General features: G+C 68.7%; 19 protein-coding genes. 17 read left to right on the top strand and 2 right to left on the bottom strand.

Annotated elements, in window-relative coordinates; genetic code table 11:
- Window positions 1-46 precede the first annotated feature (46 nt).
- Both ACIA5C_RS39340 and ACIA5C_RS39335 read right to left on the bottom strand, forming a co-directional pair.
- Window positions 47-859, bottom strand: coding sequence for an SWIM zinc finger family protein (locus ACIA5C_RS39340; protein WP_396064464.1), 813 nt, complete (start codon window positions 857-859; stop codon window positions 47-49).
- Entirely contained in the window at window positions 859-3858 is a 3000-nt protein-coding gene (locus tag ACIA5C_RS39335) for an SNF2-related protein (protein WP_396064462.1), read from the bottom strand. The genes ACIA5C_RS39340 and ACIA5C_RS39335 overlap by 1 nt, the downstream gene beginning before the upstream one ends.
- Window positions 3859-3954: 96 nt before the next feature.
- Between ACIA5C_RS39335 and mqnC the strand changes: the two genes are divergently transcribed.
- The 17 genes from mqnC (at window position 3955) to ACIA5C_RS39250 (ending at window position 22706) form a co-directional block, all read left to right on the top strand.
- Window positions 3955-5193 carry a cyclic dehypoxanthinyl futalosine synthase gene (mqnC, locus tag ACIA5C_RS39330; RefSeq protein WP_396064460.1) on the top strand — a complete coding sequence of 413 codons (1239 nt, stop codon included), beginning with the start codon at window positions 3955-3957 and terminating at the stop codon, window positions 5191-5193.
- A 353-nt stretch (window positions 5194-5546) separates the two neighbouring features.
- Window positions 5547-6242, top strand: coding sequence for a demethylmenaquinone methyltransferase (locus tag ACIA5C_RS39325; protein ID WP_396064458.1), 696 nt, complete (start codon window positions 5547-5549; stop codon window positions 6240-6242).
- A 49-nt stretch (window positions 6243-6291) separates the two neighbouring features.
- Window positions 6292-6570, top strand: a complete 279-nt coding sequence (locus ACIA5C_RS39320) for a hypothetical protein (protein WP_396064456.1) — start codon at window positions 6292-6294, stop codon at window positions 6568-6570.
- 98 nt (window positions 6571-6668) lie between these two features.
- Entirely contained in the window at window positions 6669-7964 is a 1296-nt protein-coding gene (locus tag ACIA5C_RS39315) for a geranylgeranyl reductase family protein (protein WP_396064454.1), read from the top strand.
- Between the two features lie 79 nt (window positions 7965-8043).
- Window positions 8044-8409: an NADH-quinone oxidoreductase subunit A gene (locus ACIA5C_RS39310; RefSeq protein ID WP_396064452.1), complete on the top strand. Its 366-nt coding sequence runs from the start codon at window positions 8044-8046 to the stop codon at window positions 8407-8409.
- Between the two features lie 6 nt (window positions 8410-8415).
- Window positions 8416-9087 (top strand): NuoB/complex I 20 kDa subunit family protein, encoded by a 672-nt coding sequence (locus ACIA5C_RS39305; protein ID WP_396064450.1) that lies wholly within the window; start codon window positions 8416-8418, stop codon window positions 9085-9087.
- Window positions 9084-9806, top strand: coding sequence for an NADH-quinone oxidoreductase subunit C (locus tag ACIA5C_RS39300; protein ID WP_396064448.1), 723 nt, complete (start codon window positions 9084-9086; stop codon window positions 9804-9806). Before ACIA5C_RS39305 ends, ACIA5C_RS39300 begins: the two co-directional genes overlap by 4 nt.
- On the top strand, window positions 9803-11119 hold the full coding sequence (locus ACIA5C_RS39295) for an NADH-quinone oxidoreductase subunit D (RefSeq protein WP_396064446.1): 1317 nt from the start codon (window positions 9803-9805) through the stop codon (window positions 11117-11119). Before ACIA5C_RS39300 ends, ACIA5C_RS39295 begins: the two co-directional genes overlap by 4 nt.
- Before the next feature lie 54 nt (window positions 11120-11173).
- Window positions 11174-12346, top strand: a complete 1173-nt coding sequence (gene nuoE / locus ACIA5C_RS39290) for an NADH-quinone oxidoreductase subunit NuoE (RefSeq protein WP_396064444.1) — start codon at window positions 11174-11176, stop codon at window positions 12344-12346.
- Window positions 12343-13659 (top strand): NADH-quinone oxidoreductase subunit NuoF, encoded by a 1317-nt coding sequence (gene nuoF, locus ACIA5C_RS39285; protein WP_396064442.1) that lies wholly within the window; start codon window positions 12343-12345, stop codon window positions 13657-13659. Before nuoE ends, nuoF begins: the two co-directional genes overlap by 4 nt.
- Window positions 13659-16151, top strand: coding sequence for an NADH-quinone oxidoreductase subunit G (locus ACIA5C_RS39280; RefSeq protein WP_396064440.1), 2493 nt, complete (start codon window positions 13659-13661; stop codon window positions 16149-16151). The genes nuoF and ACIA5C_RS39280 overlap by 1 nt, the downstream gene beginning before the upstream one ends.
- Window positions 16148-17524, top strand: a complete 1377-nt coding sequence (gene nuoH / locus ACIA5C_RS39275; protein ID WP_396064437.1) for an NADH-quinone oxidoreductase subunit NuoH — start codon at window positions 16148-16150, stop codon at window positions 17522-17524. The genes ACIA5C_RS39280 and nuoH overlap by 4 nt, the downstream gene beginning before the upstream one ends.
- Window position 17525: 1 nt before the next feature.
- On the top strand, window positions 17526-18182 hold the full coding sequence (nuoI, locus tag ACIA5C_RS39270) for an NADH-quinone oxidoreductase subunit NuoI (protein ID WP_396064435.1): 657 nt from the start codon (window positions 17526-17528) through the stop codon (window positions 18180-18182).
- Window positions 18179-18931 carry an NADH-quinone oxidoreductase subunit J gene (locus ACIA5C_RS39265; RefSeq protein ID WP_396064432.1) on the top strand — a complete coding sequence of 251 codons (753 nt, stop codon included), beginning with the start codon at window positions 18179-18181 and terminating at the stop codon, window positions 18929-18931. The genes nuoI and ACIA5C_RS39265 overlap by 4 nt, the downstream gene beginning before the upstream one ends.
- Window positions 18928-19227 carry an NADH-quinone oxidoreductase subunit NuoK gene (gene nuoK / locus ACIA5C_RS39260; RefSeq protein WP_015618499.1) on the top strand — a complete coding sequence of 100 codons (300 nt, stop codon included), beginning with the start codon at window positions 18928-18930 and terminating at the stop codon, window positions 19225-19227. Before ACIA5C_RS39265 ends, nuoK begins: the two co-directional genes overlap by 4 nt.
- Window positions 19228-19287: 60 nt before the next feature.
- Window positions 19288-21156 carry an NADH-quinone oxidoreductase subunit L gene (nuoL, locus tag ACIA5C_RS39255; RefSeq protein WP_396064662.1) on the top strand — a complete coding sequence of 623 codons (1869 nt, stop codon included), beginning with the start codon at window positions 19288-19290 and terminating at the stop codon, window positions 21154-21156.
- On the top strand, window positions 21153-22706 hold the full coding sequence (locus ACIA5C_RS39250) for an NADH-quinone oxidoreductase subunit M (RefSeq protein WP_396064429.1): 1554 nt from the start codon (window positions 21153-21155) through the stop codon (window positions 22704-22706). Before nuoL ends, ACIA5C_RS39250 begins: the two co-directional genes overlap by 4 nt.
- Window positions 22707-22708: the final 2 nt, after the last annotated feature.

The raw sequence follows: 22708 nt of genomic DNA, 5'->3' as shown, positions 1-22708 counted from the left end.
GAAAGTACATCAACAGTTTCCAATTAGGCAAGTACTTGCTCGGAGGTTATTGGGAGTCTGCGCCGAGCGATCGGTAGGCCGGCCGCAGCAGGTCGATCAAGGGGATGTGCCGGACCTTGACCGGGGGCGGGTCGAGCGCCCGCAACAGCAGCTCGGGCGGCGTCGTGATGCGTGACGGGCGCTCGCGCAACCGGCTCAGGCTCATCGCCGGGGCGTAGAAGTCGGCCAGCCGGGCGTCCAGCGGCTCCTCGTCGACCGCCAGCGGGTCGATCTCGGGCAGCGGTTCGGGCGTGCCGCGCAACGCGTCCAGCAGCTGCTCGCGGTCGCGCCCGCGCCAGGCCAGCACCAGGAACGGATCGTCGTCGAACGCCTCGGCCAGCACGTAGAGCACGGCCGAGCCGTGCTTGCACGGCACGCCCCAGTCCGGGCAGTTGCACCGGATGTCGAGCTGATCGGGGAAGAGCGGCAGCTCATGGGCCGCGAACAGGTCGACGATCTCGTGCGGCATGTCGCCGGCCAGCAGCGCGGCCCGATAGAGAGCCTGCCCGCCCAGCGCCGACGTGACCGAGGTCCACTGTGCCTCGTCAAAGGCCGAGATCTCGATGCTCACCTCGTACGGCTGCGGCCGTGACCCCTGCACCCGGCCGGTCACCCGCCCGGGCCGGAGGCTGAAGTCGATGACCTGGCCCTTGCGGGCGTAAGCCCGCCCCCGCGCCAGGCGGCCACCGTCACAGATCTGCTCGAGCACGTCGACGAACTTGCGGGACCACCACTGCGACCCGATCTGGCCGCGCTTGGCGCGGACCGCGATGCCGCCGTCGACCTCGATTGGCTTGCCGTACTCCGAGAAGTGGGCCATCACCGCACCGCCGCCGGGTCGAGCGCGAACAGTTCGCGCAGCTGATCGGTGTTGAGGTCGGTGATCCAGTCCTCGCCGGTGCCGACGACCGAGGAGGCCAGCGCCTTCTTCCGCTCGATCATCGCGTCGATCTTCTCCTCGAGCGTGCCGGTGCAGATGAACTTGCGGACCTGCACGTTGCGCGACTGTCCGATGCGGAACGCCCGGTCGGTCGCCTGGTCTTCGACCGCCGGGTTCCACCACCGGTCGAAGTGCACGACGTGGTTGGCCGCGGTCAGGTTGAGGCCGGTGCCCGCGGCCTTCAACGACAGCAGGAAGAGCATCGGCTCGTCGTCTTCCTGGAAGCGGGTGACCATCTCGTCGCGCCGGGCCTTGGACAGTCCGCCGTGCAGCCACAGCACCGGGCGGTCGACGTGCGCGGTGAGGTAGGGCTGCAGCAGCGTGCCCCACTCGGCGTACTGCGTGAAGATCAGGGCCTTGTCGCCGTCCTCGATGATCTCGGCCGCCAGCTCCTCGAGCCGGGCCAGCTTGCCGGATCGGCCGGGCAGCCGCGAACCGTCCTTGAGCAGGTGCACCGGGTGGTTACAGACCTGCTTGAGCTTGGTCATCGCGGCCAGCACGTTGCCCCTGCGCTGGATGCCCTCGCTGCCGTCGATCGCGGCCATCATGTCCTCGACCACGGCCTGATAGAGGGTGGCCTGCTCGCCGGTGAGCGTGCACCACACCTTCATCTCGTTCTTCTCCGGCAGGTCCGAGATGATCGTCTTGTCGGTCTTGAGCCGGCGGAGCACGAACGGACCGGTCGCGCGTTTCAGCGCCGCGGCGGCGTCGGCATCCTGGCGGACCTCGATCGGCTCCTGGAAGCGGCGGCGGAAACGCTTGGCCGGTCCGAGCAGTCCCGGGTTGCAGAAGTCCATGATCGACCAGAGCTCGGCCAGGTGGTTCTCGACCGGCGTGCCGGTAAGAGCCAGTCGGGTGCGAGCCGGGATCGCGCGCACGGCTTGCGCCTGCCGGGTACCGCTGTTCTTGATCGCCTGGGCCTCGTCGCAGACGACCCGACCCCAGTCGACCTCCCGCAGAACCGCCAGATCGCGGGTCGCCGTCCCATAGGTCGTCACGACGAGGTCGGCATCGTCGGAAATGTCAACGCGACGCCGTTCCGCGCCGTGATGAACGTAAACTCGCAAACCGGGCGCAAACCGGGCCGCTTCCTTCTGCCAGTTGCTGACCAGCGACATCGGACAGACAAGCAGGGTCGGCTTAACCTCCTCGCCCGCCGAACGCTCGGCCAGGAGCAGCGACAAAGTCTGCGCCGTCTTCCCGAGGCCCATGTCGTCGGCGAGGATGCCACCCAGCCCCAGCCGGGCCAGAAAATGCAGCCAGGAGAGCCCGCGCTCCTGGTAGGGCCGCAGCGTGCCGAGGAACCCGGCCGGCGTCGCCAGCGGGGTGAGCCGCTCGGCCGCCTGCCCGCTCAGCAGATCGCCCAGCTCGCCGTCGGCATCCACCTCGACGAGCGGCAGATCATCCTCGCCGCCGTCGATCACCTGCTGCAGCACTTCGCCCGCGGTCACCGAGCCCTCGCGCCGTCGGTCGACCGCCTTCAGCGCGGCCTTCAGCTGGCGGTCGTCGAGCTCGACCCACTGCCCGCGCACCCGCACCAGCGGCACCTTGAGCCGGGCCAGCTCGGCCAGTTCCTCGGCGGTCACCACGCCGTCGCCGATCACCAGGTCGATCCGGAAGTCGACCAGTTGCTCGAGCCCGAAGCCGGAGCTCGCGGCCGCCCGCGACGGCGACGCTTTCTTGGAGCGGGTGGTCAGCTTCAGGCCGACCGCCTTGCGCCCGGCCCAGGTCGGCAGCTGCACGCCGAAGCCGGCCGCCTGCAACAGGGGCGCCGCCTGCCGGAGAAACTCGTGGGCCTCTGAAGTGTCGAGCGTCATGCGGTCGGGCTGCTGCTCGCGCAGCGAGAGGTGCAGCAGCGGAAACAGCCGGACCGCCCGGCCCAGGCCGGCCAGCAGGGTCTCGTCGGGCCGCTGCGGCAGACCGGGGAAACGGCCGCCCTCCCACACCTCAGCCGCCGGCAGATAGAGACTCGGATCCTCGGCCGACTGCAACGCGAACTCGAGACCCCACTCGTCGGTCTCCGGCCCGGGCTCGCTCAGCCGGAAGCTGACCCGGATCGGACCGTTCGCGTCGAGAGCCGCCCGCAGCCAGTCGCCGAGCGCGGTGCCCAGCTCGCGGACGTCGTCCGGGCGGGCGCCGGGCAGAGCCGGATCGGGGTCGGTCAGGGCGGCGATCCACCGGTCGGGCAGCGGGCCGCGCGGGCCGGTGCGGTGCCCGTGCAGGATGCGTTCCGGCAGCAACGCGCGGGCGGCGCCGTCGACCAGCGAGTGGAGGGCGTCGCGCAGCGTGCGGCCGATCTCGGCGCCGGTCGCCCGCACCACCGGCGGCATCGCGGCGGCGAAGTCGCGGTAGCCCGCGGCGTCCGCCCCGGTGATCACCGGACGCCAGCGCGCGGCGGGCACGCCGCCCTCGACGACCAGCTGGGGGAGCATGCGCCCGCGAAGGGCCAGATCGTAGGCGTGCGTCGCGAGGATGCCGAGATAACGCAGCGACGCGGCGGGCTGCCAGGCCGCGTCGGGGTCGGGCTCCGCGAGCTGGGCCAGCGCGGCCAGGGCCGCATCACCGGGGATCAGCAGGGCCGGAACGGCCCACTCCCGCAGCCGTACGCCGCGGGCCGGCGCTTCACTGCCCGTTTCGGGGGAGGGCACCGGCCCCTTGGAGGTGCCCGGCAGATGAAGTGTCAGCGTCTCGAAGGCAGCCTGGTCGACGGCCTCACCCAGAAGCTCGGCGAGCGATTCGGCCGGCTCGGCGAACGGATGTTCCCGTCGTTTCGCCTCATATAGGGCCGTCGACCTCTCGGCCCAGAGCGCGAGCCGCCCCGGCCGATCGGTGCCCGGCACCCAGCCGCCCTGTACGACCAAGCCCTGTACGACCAACACGTGCACCCCCTGCGTAACCCGTCGAGATTAGCGGGCCCGCGGGGCCGTGACCCGCACCGCTGACGCGGGTCGTACGGGGGACGTAGTCTTCGTGGCGTGACGGCGAACCCGGAGATCTCGACCATCCTGCAGCGCGCCGCCGACGGCGGTCGCATCACGCCCGAGGAGGCGTTGCTGCTCTATACGGATGCGCCGTTCCACGAGCTCGGCGAGGCGGCCGACGCCGTGCGCCGGCGGCGTTACCCGGACGGCATCGTCACCTACCTGATCGACCGCAACATCAACTACACCAACGTGTGCGTCACCGCGTGCAAGTTCTGCGCGTTCTACCGCGCGCCCAAGCACGCCGAGGGCTGGACGCACCCGATGGAGGAGATCCTGCGCCGGTGCGGCGAGGCGGTCGACCTCGGCGCGACCCAGGTCATGCTGCAGGGCGGCCACCACCCCGACTACGGAGTGGACTACTACGAGGAGCTGTTCTCCACGGTCAAGGGGGCCTACCCCGACCTGGCGATCCACTCGATCGGCCCGAGCGAGATCCTGCACATGTCGAAGGTCTCCGGCGTCTCGATCGAGGAGTCGGTCGTCCGCATCAAGAAGGCCGGCCTCGACTCGATCGCCGGGGCGGGCGCCGAGATGCTGCCCGATCGGCCGCGCAAGGCAATCGCCCCGCTCAAGGAGAGCGGCGCCCGCTGGATCGAGGTGATGACGACCGCGCACCGCAACGGCCTGTCCTCGACCGCGACCATGATGATGGGCACCGGTGAGACGAACGCGGAGCGCATCGAGCACATCCGGATGATCCGCGACTGCCAGGACCTCGCGGTGGCGAACGGCTACCGCGACGACGCCGTCGAGACCTCCGGTGACCGCGGCGGGTTCCGCGCGTTCATCCCGTGGACCTACCAGCCGGAAAACAACCACCTCAAGGGCCGCACCCAGGCGACGACGCTGGAATACCTGCGGTTCGTCGCGGTGTCCCGGCTGTTCTTCGACAACGTCGCCCACCTGCAGGCCTCGTGGCTGACCACGGGCAAGGACGTCGGCCAGCTGTCGCTGCACATCGGCGTCGACGACCTCGGCTCGATCATGCTCGAGGAGAATGTGATCTCCTCGGCCGGCGCTCGGCACCGGTCCAACCTGCACGAGCTGATCTCGATGATCCGCACCGCCGGCCGCATCCCGGCCCAGCGCGACACCCTCTACCGTCATCTCGCCGTGCACCGCACGCCGGCCGACGACCCGACCGACGAGCGCGTGGTCTCGCACTTCTCGTCGATCGCGATGCCGGGCGGCGGCGCGGGCCGGGAATTGCCGCTCGTCGAGGTCTCCTGACCCCTTCTTCGGAGGGGGTGCACCTAGCCGTTCGGACAGGTGGGGATCACCGAATCAGTGAGGGGACGATTGCTCCTTCGTAACGAGGCTCGTCAACCTCTGTACCGCCCTGTTCCCGCTGGTTACGTTGCCTGCGTAACACCTGGAGAACTTCTTGGCACGTCAGGCGGGCACGGCTTGGGCCCGCGGTGACGGCCGCGGATCCGACCGGCAGCGGTCGTATATATAACGCACAAGGGTGCGGGCGGGATGGGTCAACCATCCCGCCCGTTCTGTGTCTGAGTCTGGCCAGCCTTTTAGTCCGTGTGGGGTGGCGGTCGGGGTGGTCGGATGGCGGGTGGCAAAGTTGTCTCGTGACGCGCGCAGACCTGGACAAGCAGCCGCACGAGATCGCCGAGATGTTCGACGGCGTGGCCCAGCGGTACGACCTGACCAACACCGTTCTCTCGTTCGGCCAGGACCGCCTCTGGCGGCGGGCGACCCGGGCCGCGCTGATCCTGCGGCCGGGCGAACGGGTGCTCGACGTCGGCGCGGGCACCGGGGTCTCGACCGAGGAGCTCCAGCGGTCGGGCGCGTTCGCGGTCGGCGCCGACCTGTCGGTCGGCATGCTGGTGGCCGGCCGCCGGGCCGGGCGTACGGTTCCGCTGCTGGCCGCCGACGCGCTGAAGCTGCCGTTCGCCGATGCCACCTTCGACGCGGTGACGATCTCGTTCGCGCTGCGCAACGTGCAGGACACCGAGGGCGCGCTGCGGGAGCTGGGCCGGGTGACCCGGCCGGGCGGCCGGCTGGTCGTGTGTGAGTTCAGTCGCCCGGTCAACGGGCCGTTCCGCACGGTCTATCTCGAATACCTGATGCGGTCGCTGCCCGCGGTGGCCCGCTCGGTGTCGAGCAATCCCGACGCGTACGTCTATCTTGCGGAATCGATCCGCGCCTGGCCGGACCAGGCGGGGTTGGCCGAGCGCATCGCGAACTGCGGCCCGTGGGGCCGGGTGGGCTGGCGCAACCTGACCGGCGGCGTGGTGGCCCTGCACCGGGCAACCCGGGTGTAAAACGGTCATTTTAGTCACACGGCGCTCTTGTGCCTGTTTTGCTCGGTTGATGACGACATTCGGCAATCTTGAGGACACCGATATCGACGTCGCGATCGACGAGCAGGAGGCGGGGGAGCGCCGCAGCATGGAGCTGGCCACCCGGATCCGCATGGTAGCCGCCGAGGACCCTGAGCTTGCTCAGGATCTGGTAGATGAGCTGATCGTCGCCCTTGACCGGGCGATGGGCGGTACGTTTCGGGAATATCTGGACGGAGATGCCCGGGATGTAGCGGACCGGGCCTTGACAGATAGCGGATCGGACAATTCACCGGCGCGGGACAGTTAGGGTCGCCTAACCCGAACGAGTTTCGATGGCCGTCCTAGACTCCGATCTGGGCATGCTTGTGAACCGTTTCACGAGCGTGCGCGAGACGGAGGTGTGCCGTGCAGGACGAGCAACGATCAGGGCTGATCGCCGACGAGGCGGATGTGATCGTCGTCGGCGCGGGACCCGGCGGATCGGCCGCCGCCTATCACCTGGCGCGGCACGGCCTGCGCGTGCTGCTGCTGGAAAAGACCGAGTTCCCGCGCGAGAAGGTGTGCGGTGACGGTCTGACCCCGCGCGCGGTCCGCCAGCTGGTGCGGATGGGCGTCGATACCTCGGAAAAGGCCGGCTGGCTGCAGAACAAGGGCCTGCGGGTGATCGGCGGCGGCGTCCGCCTCGAGCTCGACTGGCCCGACCTGGCCAGCTTCCCCAACTACGGCCTGGTGCGCACCCGCCTCGACTTCGACGACATGCTGGCCAAGCGCGCGGTCGAGGCCGGCGCGCTGCTCCGCACCTCGGTCAACGTGACCGGTCCGGTGCTCGATGCCGACGGCCGCGCCATCGGGGTCCAGGCCAAGGTCGGGCCGGGCAAGGAACCGGTCGAGTTCCGCGCCCCGCTGGTGATCGCCGCGGACGGCGTCTCGGGCAAGGTTCCGATCGCCATGGGTCTGGCCAAGCGCGACGACCGCCCGATCGGCGTGGCCGTCCGGCGCTACTTCCACTCCCCGGTCCGGGCCGACGACGACTACCTGGAGTCCTGGCTCGAGCTGCGCAGCGCGCAGGACCGCGAGCGGCTGCTACCGGGGTACGGCTGGATCTTCGGGATGGGCGACGGCCGGGTGAACGTGGGCCTCGGCATCCTCAACTCGTCGAGCGCGTTCGGCAAGACCAACTATCGCGCCATGCTCAACGACTGGCTGGCCGGCACGCCGGCCGACTGGGGCATGCGCGACGAGGCCAACGCGGACGGCCCGATCCTCGGCGCCGCGCTCCCGATGGGATTCAACCGGGTGCCGCACTACACCCGGGGCCTGATGCTGGTCGGCGACTCCGGCGGCATGGTCAACCCGATGAACGGCGAGGGCATCGCGTACGCGATGGAGTCCGGCGAGCTGGCGGCCGAGGTGGCCGTACAAGCGCTCGCCCGGCCGGCCGGTGCCGACCGCGAGCGGGCCCTGCGTGCCTACCCGTCCGAGCTTAGCCTGCGGTTCGGCGGCTATTACCGCCTCGGCGGGGTATTCGTGAAGTTGATCGGCAACCCGCAGATCATGCGGATCGCCACCAAGCACGGTATGCCGCATCCGACTCTCATGCGGTTCGTTCTCAAGCTGCTGGCCAACCTGACGGATCCACGGGGTGGAGATGCCATGGACCGCATCATCAATGGCCTGACCAAGGTGGCGCCAGCGGTATGAGCAGCTCAGGGACCCCGGTGGTCGGACCCCCGAATCGGATTAATAGTGTGAACGGGCTAACAGTCCCTCAGGAGAGAACATGACGATCAATCCCTACGTCCCGATCGTCGGGTTGCTGGTCCTCGGTGCACTCTTCGCGTTGTTCTCCGTGGGTATCGCGCCGATCGTCGGACCGAAGCGATACAACCGCGCCAAACTCGACGCGTACGAGTGCGGCATCGAGCCCGCCCCGCAGCCGATCGGTGGCGGCCGGTTCCCGGTGAAGTTCTACCTGACCGCGATGCTCTTCATCGTCTTCGACATCGAGACCATCTTCCTGTACCCGTGGGCCGTGTCCTTCGGGGCGCTCGGCAAGTTCGGGTTCGTCGAAATGGTCCTGTTCATCGTCACCGTCTTCATCGCCTACACGTACGTGTGGCGACGCGGCGGACTCAACTGGGACTGATACGCCATGGGTATTGAAGAGAAACTCCCGGCCGGAATCCTGCTGACCAGTGTGGAAAAGCTGTCCAACTGGGCTCGGAAGTCGTCGTTCTGGGGCGCCACGTTCGGCCTCGCCTGCTGCGCCATCGAGATGATGGCGGCCGGCGGCCCGCACTACGACCTCGGGCGATGGGGCATGGAGGTCTTCCGGGCCTCGCCCCGGCAGGCCGACCTCATGATCGTCGCGGGCCGGGTGAGCCAGAAGATGGCCCCGGTCGTCCGGCAGATCTACGACCAGATGCCCGAGCCGCGCTCCGTCATTTCGATGGGTGTTTGCGCATCGTCCGGCGGCATGTTCAACAACTACGCCATCGTTCAGGGCGTGGACCACATCGTGCCGGTCGACGTCTACCTGCCCGGCTGCCCGCCGCGGCCCGAGATGCTGATCGACGCCATCCTCAAGATGCGCGAGAAGGTCATGGCCCAGCCGCTGGGCCCCAACGGCCGCAAGATGCTGGAGGCCCGCCGGGCCGAAGGCAAATTGCCGATCGTCGCGCCGGGCGCCATGCCCTCGTCGTACCGGGTCGACAAGGTCCGCCGCGCCGAGTGGGAGCAGGCGGTGCGGGAAGGCCGGGAGGAGCAGCTGCGCATCGAGAACTGGATGAAGTTGCAGCCCCACCTGCGGGAGAGTGGTAAGTGAGCATCGAACCGAACCCGAACGGCGGCGTACCCGTCGAGGCCGACCCGGTTGGTGCCGACTTCGACGCTCCGGCCCAGGTGCCGCCCAGCCCGGACAAGGGCATGTTCGGCATCCGCGGCACCGGCGACGTCTCCGGCTTCGGCGGCCTGGTCCGCCGGCGGCCCGAACTGGTCGGCACCGAGAAGCCGTACGGGAGCTACTTCGACGAGGTCACCGATGCGCTGGAGGAGGCCTACCCGGGCTTCGCCGACGCGATCGAGAGGGTCGTCGTCGACCGGGGCGAGCTGACGCTGCACATCAACCCGGCCAGGATCGCCGAGGTCTGCCAGATCATGCGGGACGACGAGGCCCTGCGATTCGAGCTGTGCTCCTCGGTCGACGCGGTCGACTACCTCAACAGCGATCCGCGCCGGTTCCACATCTCGTACCAGCTGACCTCCATGACGTACCGCCGGCGCATCCGCCTCGAGGCGGCCGTCGCCGAGGAAACCAGCCTGCCGAGCGTGACCAGCATCTACCCCACTGCCGACTGGCAGGAACGGGAGATCTACGACATGTTCGGTGTCGTCTTCGACGGTCACCCCAACCTGACCCGGATCCTCATGCCGGACGACTGGGAGGGCCACCCGCAGCGCAAGGACTACCCCCTCGGCGGCGTGCCCGTCGAATACAAGGGTGCCGAAATTCCGCCTCCTGACCAGCGGAGGGTTTACCAGTGACTTACGCAGGCGAACGAGAGACCACCGAGGGTCGTGTCTTCACCGTCACCGGCGGCGACTGGGACACGATCACCGAAAACATCGATCCGCTCAGCAACGAGAAGATCGTTGTCAACATGGGCCCGCAGCACCCGTCGACGCACGGGGTGCTGCGTCTGGTCCTGGAACTTGAGGGCGAGACCGTCACGGCGGTCCGTCCGGTCATCGGGTACCTGCACACCGGCATCGAGAAGAACCTGGAGTACCGCAACTGGACCCAGGGCGTCACCTTCGTGACCCGGATGGACTACCTGGCCAACATGTTCAACGAGGCGGGTTACTGCCTCGCGGTGGAGAAGCTGCTCGGCATCACCGACGAGATCACCGAGCGGGCGACCACCATCCGGGTCATGTTCATGGAGCTCCAGCGGATCGCCTCCCACCTGGTGTGGCTGGGAACCACGGGCCTGGAGCTCGGCGCGATCTCGATGATGCTCTACGGGTTCCGGGAGCGTGAGTACATCCTCGACATCTTCGAGGAGACCTCGGGCCTGCGGATGAACAACGGATACATCCGTCCCGGCGGCCTCTCGCAGGACCTTCCGGAGTCCGCGGTTCGCAAGATCCGCGACTTCCTGAAGTACATGCCGAAGAAGCTCAAGGAATACGAGGCGATGCTCTCCGGCCAGGTCATCTGGCACGAGCGTACGCAGGGGGTGGCTGTCCTCGACGTGACCGGCTGCCTGGCGCTGGGCATCACCGGCCCGGTCCTGCGCGCGGCCGGACTGCCGTGGGATCTCCGCAAGACGATGCCGTACTGCGGTTACGAGAACTACGAGTTCGACGTTCCCACCACCAACACGGCCGACGTGTGGGGCCGCTACCTGGTGCGGATCGCCGAGATCCGGGAATCGCTCAAGATCGTCGAGCAGGCGCTCGACCGACTGCGTCCCGGACCTGTCTGGATCTCCGACAAGAAGATCGCCTGGCCGGCCCAGCTCGCACTCGGCCTCGACGGTCTGGGCAACTCGCTCGAACACGTCGCCAACATCATGGGTCAGTCGATGGAGTCCCTGATCCACCACTTCAAGCTGGTGACCGAGGGCTTCCGGGTTCCGCCCGGCCAGGTGTACGTCGGTATCGAGCACCCGCGCGGCGAACTCGGCGTGCACGCGGTGTCCGACGGTGGCACCCACCCCTACCGGGTGCACTACCGCGACCCGAGCTTCGTCAACCTGCAAGCCATCCCCGCGATGGCGGAAGGTGCGCTACTGGCCGACGTGATCGCCGGCGGCGCTTCGCTGGACCCGGTGATGGGTGGGTGTGACCGCTAAATGTCCGACACTGAGCTTTCTGGGCGGCTTCGCCGCACTGCAACGGAAAAAGGCATGGAGATCGACTTCTCCCCGGCAGCCGCTGCGCTGGCCGAAAAGCTGCTTCCGGCCGCGCTCGAGATCATCGGGCGTTACCCGGAGGGCCGCGGCCGCTCGGCGCTGCTCCCGCTGCTGCACCTGGTGCAGACCGAGGAGGGGCACGTCAGCCCGGCCGGCGTGGCCTTCTGCGCCGACGTCCTGGGCATCAACAAGGCCCAGGTCGGCGCCGTCGCGACCTTCTACACGATGTACAAGCGCCGCCCCACCGGCGAATACCTGGTCAGCGTCTGCACCAACACGCTGTGCAACATGATGGGCGGCCAGGACGTCTACGACCAGGTCTCCGAGCACCTCGGGGTCGGCCACGACGAGACCACCGGCGACGGCAAGATCACGCTGGAGCACGCCGAGTGCCTCGCGGCCTGCGACTACGCCCCGGTGGTCACGGTCAACTACGACTTCGCGGTCGACGAGGCCACCCCGGAATCCGCGATCGACCTGGTCGAGCAGCTCCGCAAGGGTGAGCGCCCGGCCCTGAGCCGGGGCGCCCGGCTCTGCTCGCTGCGCGACATGCAGCACCAGCTGGCCGGCTTCGCCGACGAGCGGGACGGCGCGGTGGGCGACGGACCGGCCGGATTGCCGACGCTGCGCGGCGTGACGCTCGCCCAGCAGGCCGGTGTCGCGGTGGCCAACTTCAACCTGGACACCCCGATCAACAAGACCAAGCCCTCGCCGCGCGAGGAGCAGGGCCAGCAGCCCGGCCGGGTCGCGACCGCGGCCAAGAGTGTGGCCGGTGCGGTCAAGGCGGCGGCCGGTGCGGTCGCCGACAAGGTCGAGGAGCGGCGGTCGGTCAAGAGCCCGGCGACCGAGCAGGCTACGAGCAACGCCGGCAAGACGACGACGAACGGGGACGTGAAAGACCCGGAGACGCGTACGGCCGAGCGGCGCAACCCGACGATGAGCACCCCGGACAAGACCGGTGACTCGCAGGCGACGTCCCCGGCACCGACCAACGCAGCCGAGGCGGCCGGGGTCGCGGCGAACCAGCCGGCGGGCGACGGCAAGCCGGCCGGGGACACCGACCGCGGCACCGGCCGGGCCGACGACAAGGACGATGCGGACCAGCCGGCCACGGACAGCAGCCCGGGCTGGACCAACGTCGCACGCGGCAATGAGGAGAAGAAGTGACTCAGCCACGGCGTGAGGTGCTCGAGAAGCTGACGCCGGTCCTCACCAAGCGCTGGCTGTCGCCGGACGCCTGGCAGATCGGGGTCTACGAGCGGCTCGACGGCTATGCGGCGCTGCGCAAGGCGCTCGACGTGCACCCGGACGACCTGATCCAGCTGATCAAGGACTCGGGTCTGCGCGGCCGCGGCGGCGCGGGGTTCCCGACCGGTCTCAAGTGGGGCTTCATCCCGCAGGGCGACGGCAAGCCGCACTACCTCGTGATCAACGCGGACGAGGGCGAGCCGGGCACCTGCAAGGACCTGCCCCTGATGACGTACGACCCGCACTCGCTGATCGAGGGCGCGATCATCGCGGCGTACGCGATCCGCTCCAACCGGGCCTTCATCTACATCCGCGGCGAGGCCGTGCACGCGGCTCGGCGACTGCGTAACGCGGTCGACGAGGCGTACGCGAAGGGCTACCTGGGCGAGAACATCCTCGGCTCCGGGTTCGACCTCGACCTGGTCGTGCACAGCGGCGCCGGGGCGTACATCTGCGGTGAGGAAACGGCGCTGCTCGACTCGCTGGAGGGCTTCCGCGGCCAGCCCCGGCTGCGGCCGCCCTTCCCGGCCATCGCCGGCCTGTACGCGAGCCCGACGGTCGTCAACAACGTCGGCACCATCGCCAGCGTGCCTTACATCGTTCTCGGCGGCGCCGACTGGTGGAAGAGCATGGGCACGGAGAAGTCGTCCGGCCCGATGATCTACTCGCTCTCCGGCCGGATCGCCAACCCGGGGCAGTACGAGTGCGGCCTCGGCATCACGCTGCGCGAGCTGATCGAGCTGGCGGGCGGCATGAAGCCCGGCCACAACCTGAAGTTCTGGACGCCGGGTGGCTCGTCGACCCCGCTGCTGACCGCCGAGCACATGGACACCCCGATGGACTTCGAGGGTGTCGCGGCGGCCGGCTCGATCCTCGGCACCACGGCCATGCAGATCTTCAGCGACCAGGACTGCCCGGTCTACGCGACCTGGCGGTGGCTCGAGTTCTACCACCACGAGTCGTGCGGCAAGTGCACCCCGTGCCGCGAGGGCAACTACTGGATGGTCCGCACCTACCGACGGATCCTCTCCGGCGAGGGCACCTACGCCGACCTGGACACCTTGCAGGACACCGCGGACAACATCTTCGGCCGGTCGTTCTGCGGCCTGGGTGACGGCGCGGCCACCCCGGTCATCTCGACGCTGAAGTTCTTCCGCCAGGACTACCTGGACTACATCGAGGGCCGGACCGCTCCACGGCTGTCCGCAAAAGCCCTGGTTGGAGCGCACTGATGACCGACGTAGCGAAGAAGACGGCTGAGCTCGCAGAGACTGGCGTCACGCTGACGATCGACGGGATCGAGGTCACCGCCGAGAAGGGCGATCTGGTCATCCGGGTCGCCGAGCGGATGGGTATCGCGATCCCGCGGTTCTGCGACCACCCGCTGCTCGCCCCGGCCGGCGCCTGCCGCCAGTGCCTGGTCGAGATCGAGGGTCAGCGCAAGCCGGTCGCCTCGTGCACGCAGGCGGTCGCCGAGGGCATGGTCGTCCACACGCAGCTCACCTCGGAGGTGGCCGACAAGGCCCAGCACGGCATCATGGAGATGCTGCTGGCCAACCACCCGCTCGACTGCCCGACCTGCGACAAGGGCGGCGAGTGCCCGCTGCAGAACCAGGCGATGTCGAACGGCCGGGTCGAGTCGCGCTTCCACGAGCACAAGCGCGAATACGAGAAGCCGATCCACATCTCCAGCCAGGTGCTGCTCGACCGCGAGCGTTGCATCCTGTGCCAGCGCTGCACCCGGTTCTCCGAGGAGATCGCCGGCGACAAGTTCATCGACCTGATGGACCGCTCGTCCGGCGAGCAGATCAACGTCTACCGGGACGACTTCTTCGGCGGTGCCGGCACCGGTGACGGGCAGGTCGGCGACGGCGCCGGCGACGTCGCGTTCAACTCGTACTTCTCCGGCAACACGATCCAGATCTGCCCGGTCGGCGCGCTCACCGGTGAGCAGTACCGCTTCCGCGCCCGGCCGTTCGACCTCGTGTCGTCGCCGACCGCGTGCGAGCACTGCGCGGCCGGCTGCTCGATGCGGGCCGACCACCGCCGCGGCAAGGTCCTGCGCCGCCTGGCCGGCGACGACGCGGCGGTCAACGAGGAGTGGAACTGCGACAAGGGCCGGTGGGGCTTCCGCTACACCACCGCCGACGACCGCATCCTCAACCCGCAGGTCCGCGACGAGGTCACCGGCAAGCTTCGCGAGGCCTCGTGGAGCGAGGCACTGCTGGCGGCGGCCGAGGGCCTCAAGGCGGCCAAGGCCGCCGGCGGCGTCGGGGTGCTCACCGGCGGACGACTCACGGTTGAGGACGCGTACGCGTACGCGAAGTTCGCCCGGGTCGCACTCGGCACCAACGACATCGACTTCCGGGCCCGTCCGATGAGCGCGGAGGAGACCGACTTCCTCGCGTCCAACGTGGCCGGCGTCTCCGACGTCACCTACGACGACGTGGAAAACGCGCCCAGCGCGCTCGTGGTCGGGCTCGAACCCGAGGAGGAGTGCCCGATCCTTTTCCTGCGCATGCGCAAGGGAAACCGACTGGGCAAGCTGCGGGTCACGGCGGTGGCGCCGTTCCTCTCCCGGGGCTTCGGCAAGCTCAACGCGACATTGGTCCAGGCCGTGCCCGGCGACGAGGCCCGGCTGCTGGCCGGCGACCCGGCGGTGGCCGCCGCACTCAGCACTCCCGGCTCGCTCCTGATCGTCGGTGAGCGTCTGGCCGAGGTGCCCGGTGGCCTCTCGGCCGCTGCCGCCCTGGCCGCCCGCACCGGCGCCCGCCTCGCGTGGGTGCCCCGGCGGGCCGGCGACCGCGGTGCGGTCGACGCGGGCTGCCTGCCCAACCTGCTCCCCGGTGGCCGGCCGGTCTCCGACCCGGCCGCCCGGGCTGAGATCTCGCTGGCCTGGGGTGTCGAGGCGGGCGGGCTGCCCAGCGCGGCCGGCCGCAGCACCGACGGGATCGTCAGGGCGGCTGCCGACCGTACGCTCGGCGGCCTCGTGGTCGCCGGCGTCGATCCGGCCGACCTGGCCGACCCACGGCTGGCCGAGCAGGCGCTGGACAACGTGGGCTTCGTGGTCAGCCTGGAGCTGCGCGCGAGCGCGGTGACCCGGCGGGCCGACGTCGTGCTGCCGATCGCCCCGGCGGCCGAGAAGCCCGGCACCTACATGGACTGGGAGGGCCGCCTGCGGTCCTTCGACACCGTGCTGCCGACCTCGGCGATGACCGACGGCCGCGCCCTCGAGGCGGTTGCCGCCCTCCTGGGCGTCACCCTCGGCACCGGCGATGTGATGGCGATCCGCCGGGAACTGGGCGCGATGCCGGCCAGCAACTCGGGCCGCGTCTCGACGCCGAGTGACACCGCCGGCGCGCTGCCGGAGCCGGGCGCCGGCGAGGCCGTTCTCGCCACCTGGCACCACCTGATCGACGAGGGTTCGCTGCTCGACGGCGACGCGGTGCTGGCCGGCACGGCCCGCCCGCCGCTGGTGCGCATCGGCAAGGACCTCGCCGAGTCGCTGGGTGTCGCCGACGGCGAGGCGGTCACGGTCAGCACCGACCGGGGCGGCATCACGCTGCCCGCCGCGATCACCGACCTGCCCCCGCAGGTGGTGTGGCTTCCCACCAACTCGCCGGGGTCGACGCTGCGCCGCAGTCTCGGCGTCACCTCGGGTGCGGTCGTCCGGCTGACGGCCGGCAAGTCCGGCCCGATCCTCGCCCAGGGGGCTGTTGCATGACACCACATTCGATGATCCTGGCGGCAGCCACGGATCCCACCCTGAAGACGTTCGAGAACGACTACTGGTGGGTCACGCTCATCAAGCTGGTCGCGGTCTTCGTGGTCCTGCTGCTGCTGACCCTTTTCACGATCAACTATGAGCGCAAGGTCGTGGCCCGGATGGCAGTCCGGCCCGGCCCCAACCAGGTCGGTCCGAAGGGCTGGTTGCAGAGCCTCACCGACGGCCTGAAGCTGCCGTTCAAAGAGGAGATCATCCCGAAGACCGCCGACAAGGTGATCTACTTCATCGCGCCGGTGATCTCGGCGACGACGGCGTTCACCGCGTTCTCGGTGATCCCGTTCGGTGGGGTGGTCAGCTTCGGGCACTACCACACGGCGCTGCAGCTCACCGACGTGCCGGTCTCGGTGCTGGTGCTGCTGGCCTGCTCCTCGCTGAGCGTCTACGGCGTGGTGCTGGCCGGCTGGGCGTCCGGTTCGACCTACCCGCTGTTGGGTGGTCTGCGGTCGAGCGCACAGATGATCTCGTACGAGGTCGCGATGGGCCTGTCCATCGTGGCGGTCTTCATGACCGCGGGCACGATGAGCACCTCGCAGATCGTCGAGGCGCAGGCGCAGGGCAACGCGTCCGACATCTCGATCCTCGGGTTCCACCCGACGACCCCGAGCTGGTACGCGGTCCTGCTGCTCCCGAGCTTCATCATCTACTGCATCTCGGCGGTCGGTGAGACCAACCGCGCTCCGTTCGACCTCCCCGAGGCCGAGTCCGAGCTGGTCGGTGGCTTCCACACCGAATACTCGTCGTTCAAGTTCGCGATGTTCTTCCTCGCCGAGTACATCAACATGATCACCGTCTCGGCCTTCGCCACCACGCTGTTCCTCGGCGGCTGGCGGGCGCCCTGGCCGATCACGTGGTTCTGGCACGGCGCCAACACCGGCTGGTTCGGGCTGATCTGGTTCTTCGCCAAGGTGCTGATCCTGCTGTTCGGCTTCATCTGGCTGCGGGCCACGCTCCCCCGGATGCGTTACGACCAGTTCATGCGCTTCGGCTGGAAGGTCCTCATCCCGGTCAACCTGGTGTGGATCCTCTTCCTGTCGTACGTGAAGCTCGCCAACAACGAGTTCTCGGACCGCACCAAGTGGCTCTCCATCGGCGGCATCGTGGTCGTGGTGCTGCTGATCGCCATGCTCTGGCCGGCCGCGCGCAAGCCACGCCAGCTGTCGGTCGAGGAACAGATCGCCAGCCGTCCACCGGGCAGCTTCCCGGTGCCTCCGATAGATCTCCAGGTACCCCCGAGCCCGCGGGCCCGCCGCGCGGTGGCCGAACGGGCCCCCGCGACGGTCGGCGGCGACAGCGAAACCAAGGAGGTGTGACGTGGGCACGTTCACCGGATCTTTCAAGGGTTTCGGGGTCACCTTCGCGCACATGTTCCGCAAGGTCGTCACGACCGACTACCCGTTCACCCCGCCGACCCCGGCGCCGCGCTATCACGGCCGGCACATCCTCAACCGGCACCCGGACGGGCTGGAGAAGTGCATCGGCTGCGAGCTGTGCGCCTGGGCCTGCCCGGCGGACGCGATCTACGTCGAGGGTGGCGACAACACCGACGAGGAGCGCTTCTCGCCCGGTGAGCGGTACGCCAGCATCTACCAGATCAACTACGCGCGGTGCATCTTCTGCGGACTCTGCATCGAGGCCTGCCCGACCCGTTCGCTGACCATGAGCAACGAGTACGAGCTGGCCCGGGACAGCCGCCAGGACCTCATCTTCACCAAGAAGGAGCTTCTGGCGCCGCTGCTGCCCGGCATGGAGCAGCCGCCGCACCCGATGCGGCTGGGCGACACCGACAAGGACTACTACCTCGGTGCACTCACCAACCCGGGCACCTCGGTCGGGGCCGAGCGCGCGCCGTGGTCCGAGGCCGGCACTCACGACGCCGCCGACCCCCAGCAGCACGCCGACCGGGCCGAGACGGCCGGCACGAGGCGCCGGGCCGACGCGGGCGATCAGCCCAAGGAGGTCGTCCGATGACACACATCGGCACCGGCGAGCAGTTCGCCTTCTGGATCCTCGGGTCCTTCGCGGTGATCGGCGCGCTCGGCATGGTCTTCGCCCGCAACGCCGTGCACTCGGCGCTCTGGCTCGTGCTGACGATGCTCTGCCTGGGCTTCCTCTACGTGGTCAACGCGGCGCCGTTCCTCGGCGCGGTGCAGATCATCGTCTACACCGGCGCGATCATGATGCTGTTCCTGTTCGTGCTGATGCTGGTCGGCCGGGACGCGTCCGACTCGCTGATCGAGACACTGCGCGGTCAGCGGATCGCGGCGATCGTGCTCGGCGTCGGCTTCGCGATCCTGGTCGCCACCGGGCTGGCCCGCTCGCTGGGCCACGAGGCGTGGACCGGGCTCGACCAGGCCAACGCCGCCCACAGCGGCAACGTGCAGGGTCTGGCCGCGCTGCTGTTCACCAAGTACGTCTTCGCCTTCGAGGTCACCTCGGCCCTGCTGATCACGGCGGCGGTCGGCGCGATGATCCTGGCCCACGTCGAGCGGACCAAGGGCGAGATCGCCAACCAGGTCACCCGGATGACCGAGCGCTTCCGCCCGGGCAACTACCCGGGTGCCCGGCCCGGCCCCGGCGTCTACGCCAACACGATGTCCGTCGCCGCGCCGGCCAAACTGCCGGACGGCAACGGCTCCGACCGCAGCATCTCGGCCATCCTGCCGGTGCGTGAGCTCAGCGCCTCTGAGGCGGCTCCGAAGGGAACCGAGAAGAAATGACACCCGACTACTACCTGGTCCTGGCGGCCATCCTTTTCACCATCGGCGCGGCCGGGGTGCTGGTCCGCCGTAACGCCATCGTGCTGTTCATGTGCATCGAGCTGATGCTGAACGCGGCCAACCTCGCGCTGGTCACCTTCAGCCGGATCAACGGCAGCCTGGACGGCCAGATCATCTCGTTCTTCGTGATGGTCGTGGCGGCAGCTGAGGTCGTGGTGGGCCTCGCCATCATCATGTCGATCTTCCGTACGCGACGCTCGGCGAGCGTCGACGACGCGAACCTCCTCAAGTACTAAAGGGGCCTTCACGTGGAACAGACAGTGGAGTTCGCCCACGCGACGGGGGCGCTGAGCGGAATGTGGCTGTTGGTGGCCATTCCGCTGGCCAGCGCCGCGATTCTGCTGCTCCTCGGCAAGCGGGCCGACAAGTGGGGACACTGGCTCGGCGTCTTCGCCGTGGCCGCCTCGTTCGTGCTCGGGCTGATCTTCTTCTTCAGCCTGCGCGGGCTGGACGGCAACCGCTCGGCCGAGCTGAGCATGTGGAAATTCATCGCGGTCGGTGGGCTGCATGTCGACTTCGGCATGCTCTTCGACCCGCTGTCCGGCGTCTTCGTCCTGCTGATCACGGGCGTCGGCTCGCTGATCCACCTGTACGCCGTCGGCTACATGGAGCACGACGCGGGGCGCCGCAAGTTCTTTGCCTACTTCAACCTCTTCGTCGCGGCGATGTTGCTGCTGGTTCTCGGCAACAACTACGTGATGCTCTACTTCGGCTGGGAAGGCGTGGGTCTCGCGTCGTACCTGCTGATCTCGTTCTGGTACAACCGGCCGTCCGCGGCCACCGCCGGCAAGAAGGCGTTCCTGATGAACCGGGTCGGCGACGCCGGCCTGGCGATCGGCATCTTCCTGATGTTCGACAAGCTCGGCAGCACCCAGTACTCGACCGTCTTCAACGGCGTGAGCAAGCTGTCGCAGAGCACAGTGCTGATCCTCGGCATCCTGCTGCTGCTCGGCGCGGCCGGTAAGTCCGGCCAGTTCCCGCTGCAGGCCTGGTTGCCGGACGCGATGGAGGGCCCGACCCCGGTCTCGGCCCTGATCCACGCCGCGACGATGGTGACCGCGGGCGTCTACCTGATCGCCCGCTCCAACCACATCTTCTCGGCCAACCACAACCTGCAGACGATCGTGGTCAGCGTCGGCGCGCTCACGCTGCTGATGGGCTGCATCATCGGCGCGGCCAAGGACGACATCAAGCGGGTCCTGGCCTGGTCGACGGTCAGCCAGATCGGCTACATGTTCCTCGGCGTCGGGCTCGGCGGCGGGGCGTACGCGCTGGCGATCATCCACCTGCTGGCGCACGGCTTCTTCAAGGCCAACATGTTCCTCGGCGCCGGTTCGGTCATGCACGGCATGCACGACCAGGTCGACATCCGGCGGTTCGGTGGCCTGCACAAATACATGAGGTGGACCTGGCTCACCTTCATGATGGGCTGGCTCGCGATCATCGGCATCCCACCGCTGTCCGGCTTCTTCTCCAAGGACCCGATCATCGAGGCGGCCTTCGAGCGCGGCGACTGGACGTCCTGGCTCTTCGGCTGGGCTGCCCTGCTCGGTGCCGGACTGACCGCCTTCTACATGACCCGGTTGTTCGTACTGACCTTCCACGGACCGGAGCGCTACACCGAGGACAACAAGCACCCGCACGAGTCGCCGTTCATCATGACCGTGCCGCTGATGCTCCTGGCGCTCGGCTCGATCGTCGCCGGCTTCCTGCTCAAGACCGGTGTGCCGCACTGGCTCGCGCCGGTCACCGGCGAGGGCGAGGGCGAGCCGGTCATGGCCGCCTGGCTGATCACCACGCTCGGCCTGGTCTTCTCGGTCGGTGGCGCGGGCCTCGCCTGGGCGCTCTTCCGCCGGGGCACCGCGCTGCAGGAGCAGCCGGCCGGCCCGGTGGTCACCGCCGCCCGGCGCAACCTCTACACCGACGCGTTCAACGAGGCGGTGTTCGAGCGGCCCGGCATCTACCTGACCCGGGCGCTGGTCTACCTCGACAACAAGGGCATCGACGGACTGGTCAACGGCATCGCCGCCGGTGTCGGCGGCAGCTCGGGCCGGATCCGCCGACTGCAGACCGGCTTCGTCCGCTCGTACGCCCTCTCCATGCTCACCGGCGCCGTGCTCGTGGTCGGCGCCTTCCTCGCGATCCAGCTTGGGTGGTTGGCGTGAATAATTTCCCGTTCCTTTCCATCCTGACGCTCCTGCCACTGGTGGGCGCGATCGTGGTGGCGGCGATCCCACGCAGCAAGGGTGAGCTCGCCAAACGGGTCGCGCTCGGTTGGTCGCTGGCCGTGCTGGTGCTGAGCATCATCATGTGGATCGCCTTCAAGATCGGCGGTGACCGGTTCCAGTTCCGCGAGTCGTACGCCTGGATCCCGTCGTGGGACGCCCGGTTCACGTTCGCGGCCGACGGCATCGCGCTCGTCATGCTGATGCTGATCGCGATCCTGATGCCGGTCGTCATCCTGGCGTCCTGGCACGACGTGGAGCAGTCGAACCGCTCGGCGCCGACCTACTTCGCGCTGCTGCTGGCCTTCGAGTTCACGATGATCGGCGTCTTCGCCGCCGCCGACATCTTCCTGTTCTACGTGTTCTTCGAGGTCATGCTCATCCCGATGTACTTCATCATCGGTTCGTTCGGTGGGCAGCGCCGCCAGTACGCCGCGGTGAAGTTCTTCCTCTACAGCCTGGTCGGCGGTCTGTTCATGCTGGCCGCCGTGATCGGGCTGTGGGTGGTCGGCGGGCACACGTTCGACTTCAACCACCTGCTGGCCTCGGCCTCGCAGGTCAACCAGAACACCGCTCGCTGGCTGTTCCTCGGCTTCTTCGTGGCGTTCGCGATCAAGGCACCGTTCTTCCCGTTCCACACGTGGCTGCCGGACGCCGGTGGTGCCGCACCGGCCGGGGCCGCGGCCCTGCTGGTCGGCGTGATGGACAAGGTCGGCACCTTCGGCATCCTGCGGTACTGCCTGCCACTGTTCCCCGAGGCGTCGCGCTGGTTCGCGCCGGCCGCCCTGGTGCTCGCGGTGATCGGCATCCTCTACGCGGCTCTGCTGGCGATCGGCCAGAACGACCTGAAGCGCCTGGTGTCGTACACGTCGATCGCACACTTCGGCTTCATCGGCATCGGCATCTTCGCGTTCACCACGCAGGGCGGCACCGGCTCGGTCCTCTACATGGTCAACCACGGCCTGGCGACCGGCCTGCTGTTCATCGTGGTCGGCATGCTGGTGAGCCGCCGCGGCTCCAACCTGGTGAGCGACTTCGGCGGCGCCGGCAAGGCGATGCCGGTCCTGGCCGGTGTGCTGTTCTTCGCCGGTCTGGCGTCGCTCGCCCTGCCCGGCACGGCACCGTTCATCAGCGAGTTCCTGGTGCTGATCGGCACGTTCACGGTGCACTCGGTCTACGCGGTCATCGCCACCGCGGGCATCATCCTGGCCGCCGCGTACGTGCTGTGGATGATCCAGCGGACCACGCAGGGCACGCCCAACCCGGCCCTGGCCGAGGTGCCGGCGATGAGCAAGGACATCACGCTGCGGGAGAAGGTCGTGGTGGCACCGCTGATCCTGCTGTTGCTGCTCCTCGGCTTCTATCCCAAGCCGGTCACTGACGTGATCAACCCGGCGGTCCAGGCGACCATGCACGACGTCGGCACGACCGATCCGGGCCCGACGGCAGTCGCGAACGGCTCGGCATCTCAAGGGAAGGTAGCGCGCTAGCC

Origin of the sequence: Actinoplanes sp. NPDC051343 (genome assembly GCF_044455125.1) — a bacterium.
Taxonomy (GTDB): Bacteria; Actinomycetota; Actinomycetes; order Mycobacteriales; family Micromonosporaceae; genus Actinoplanes.
This window is presented reverse-complemented; position numbering and strand designations above follow the sequence as displayed.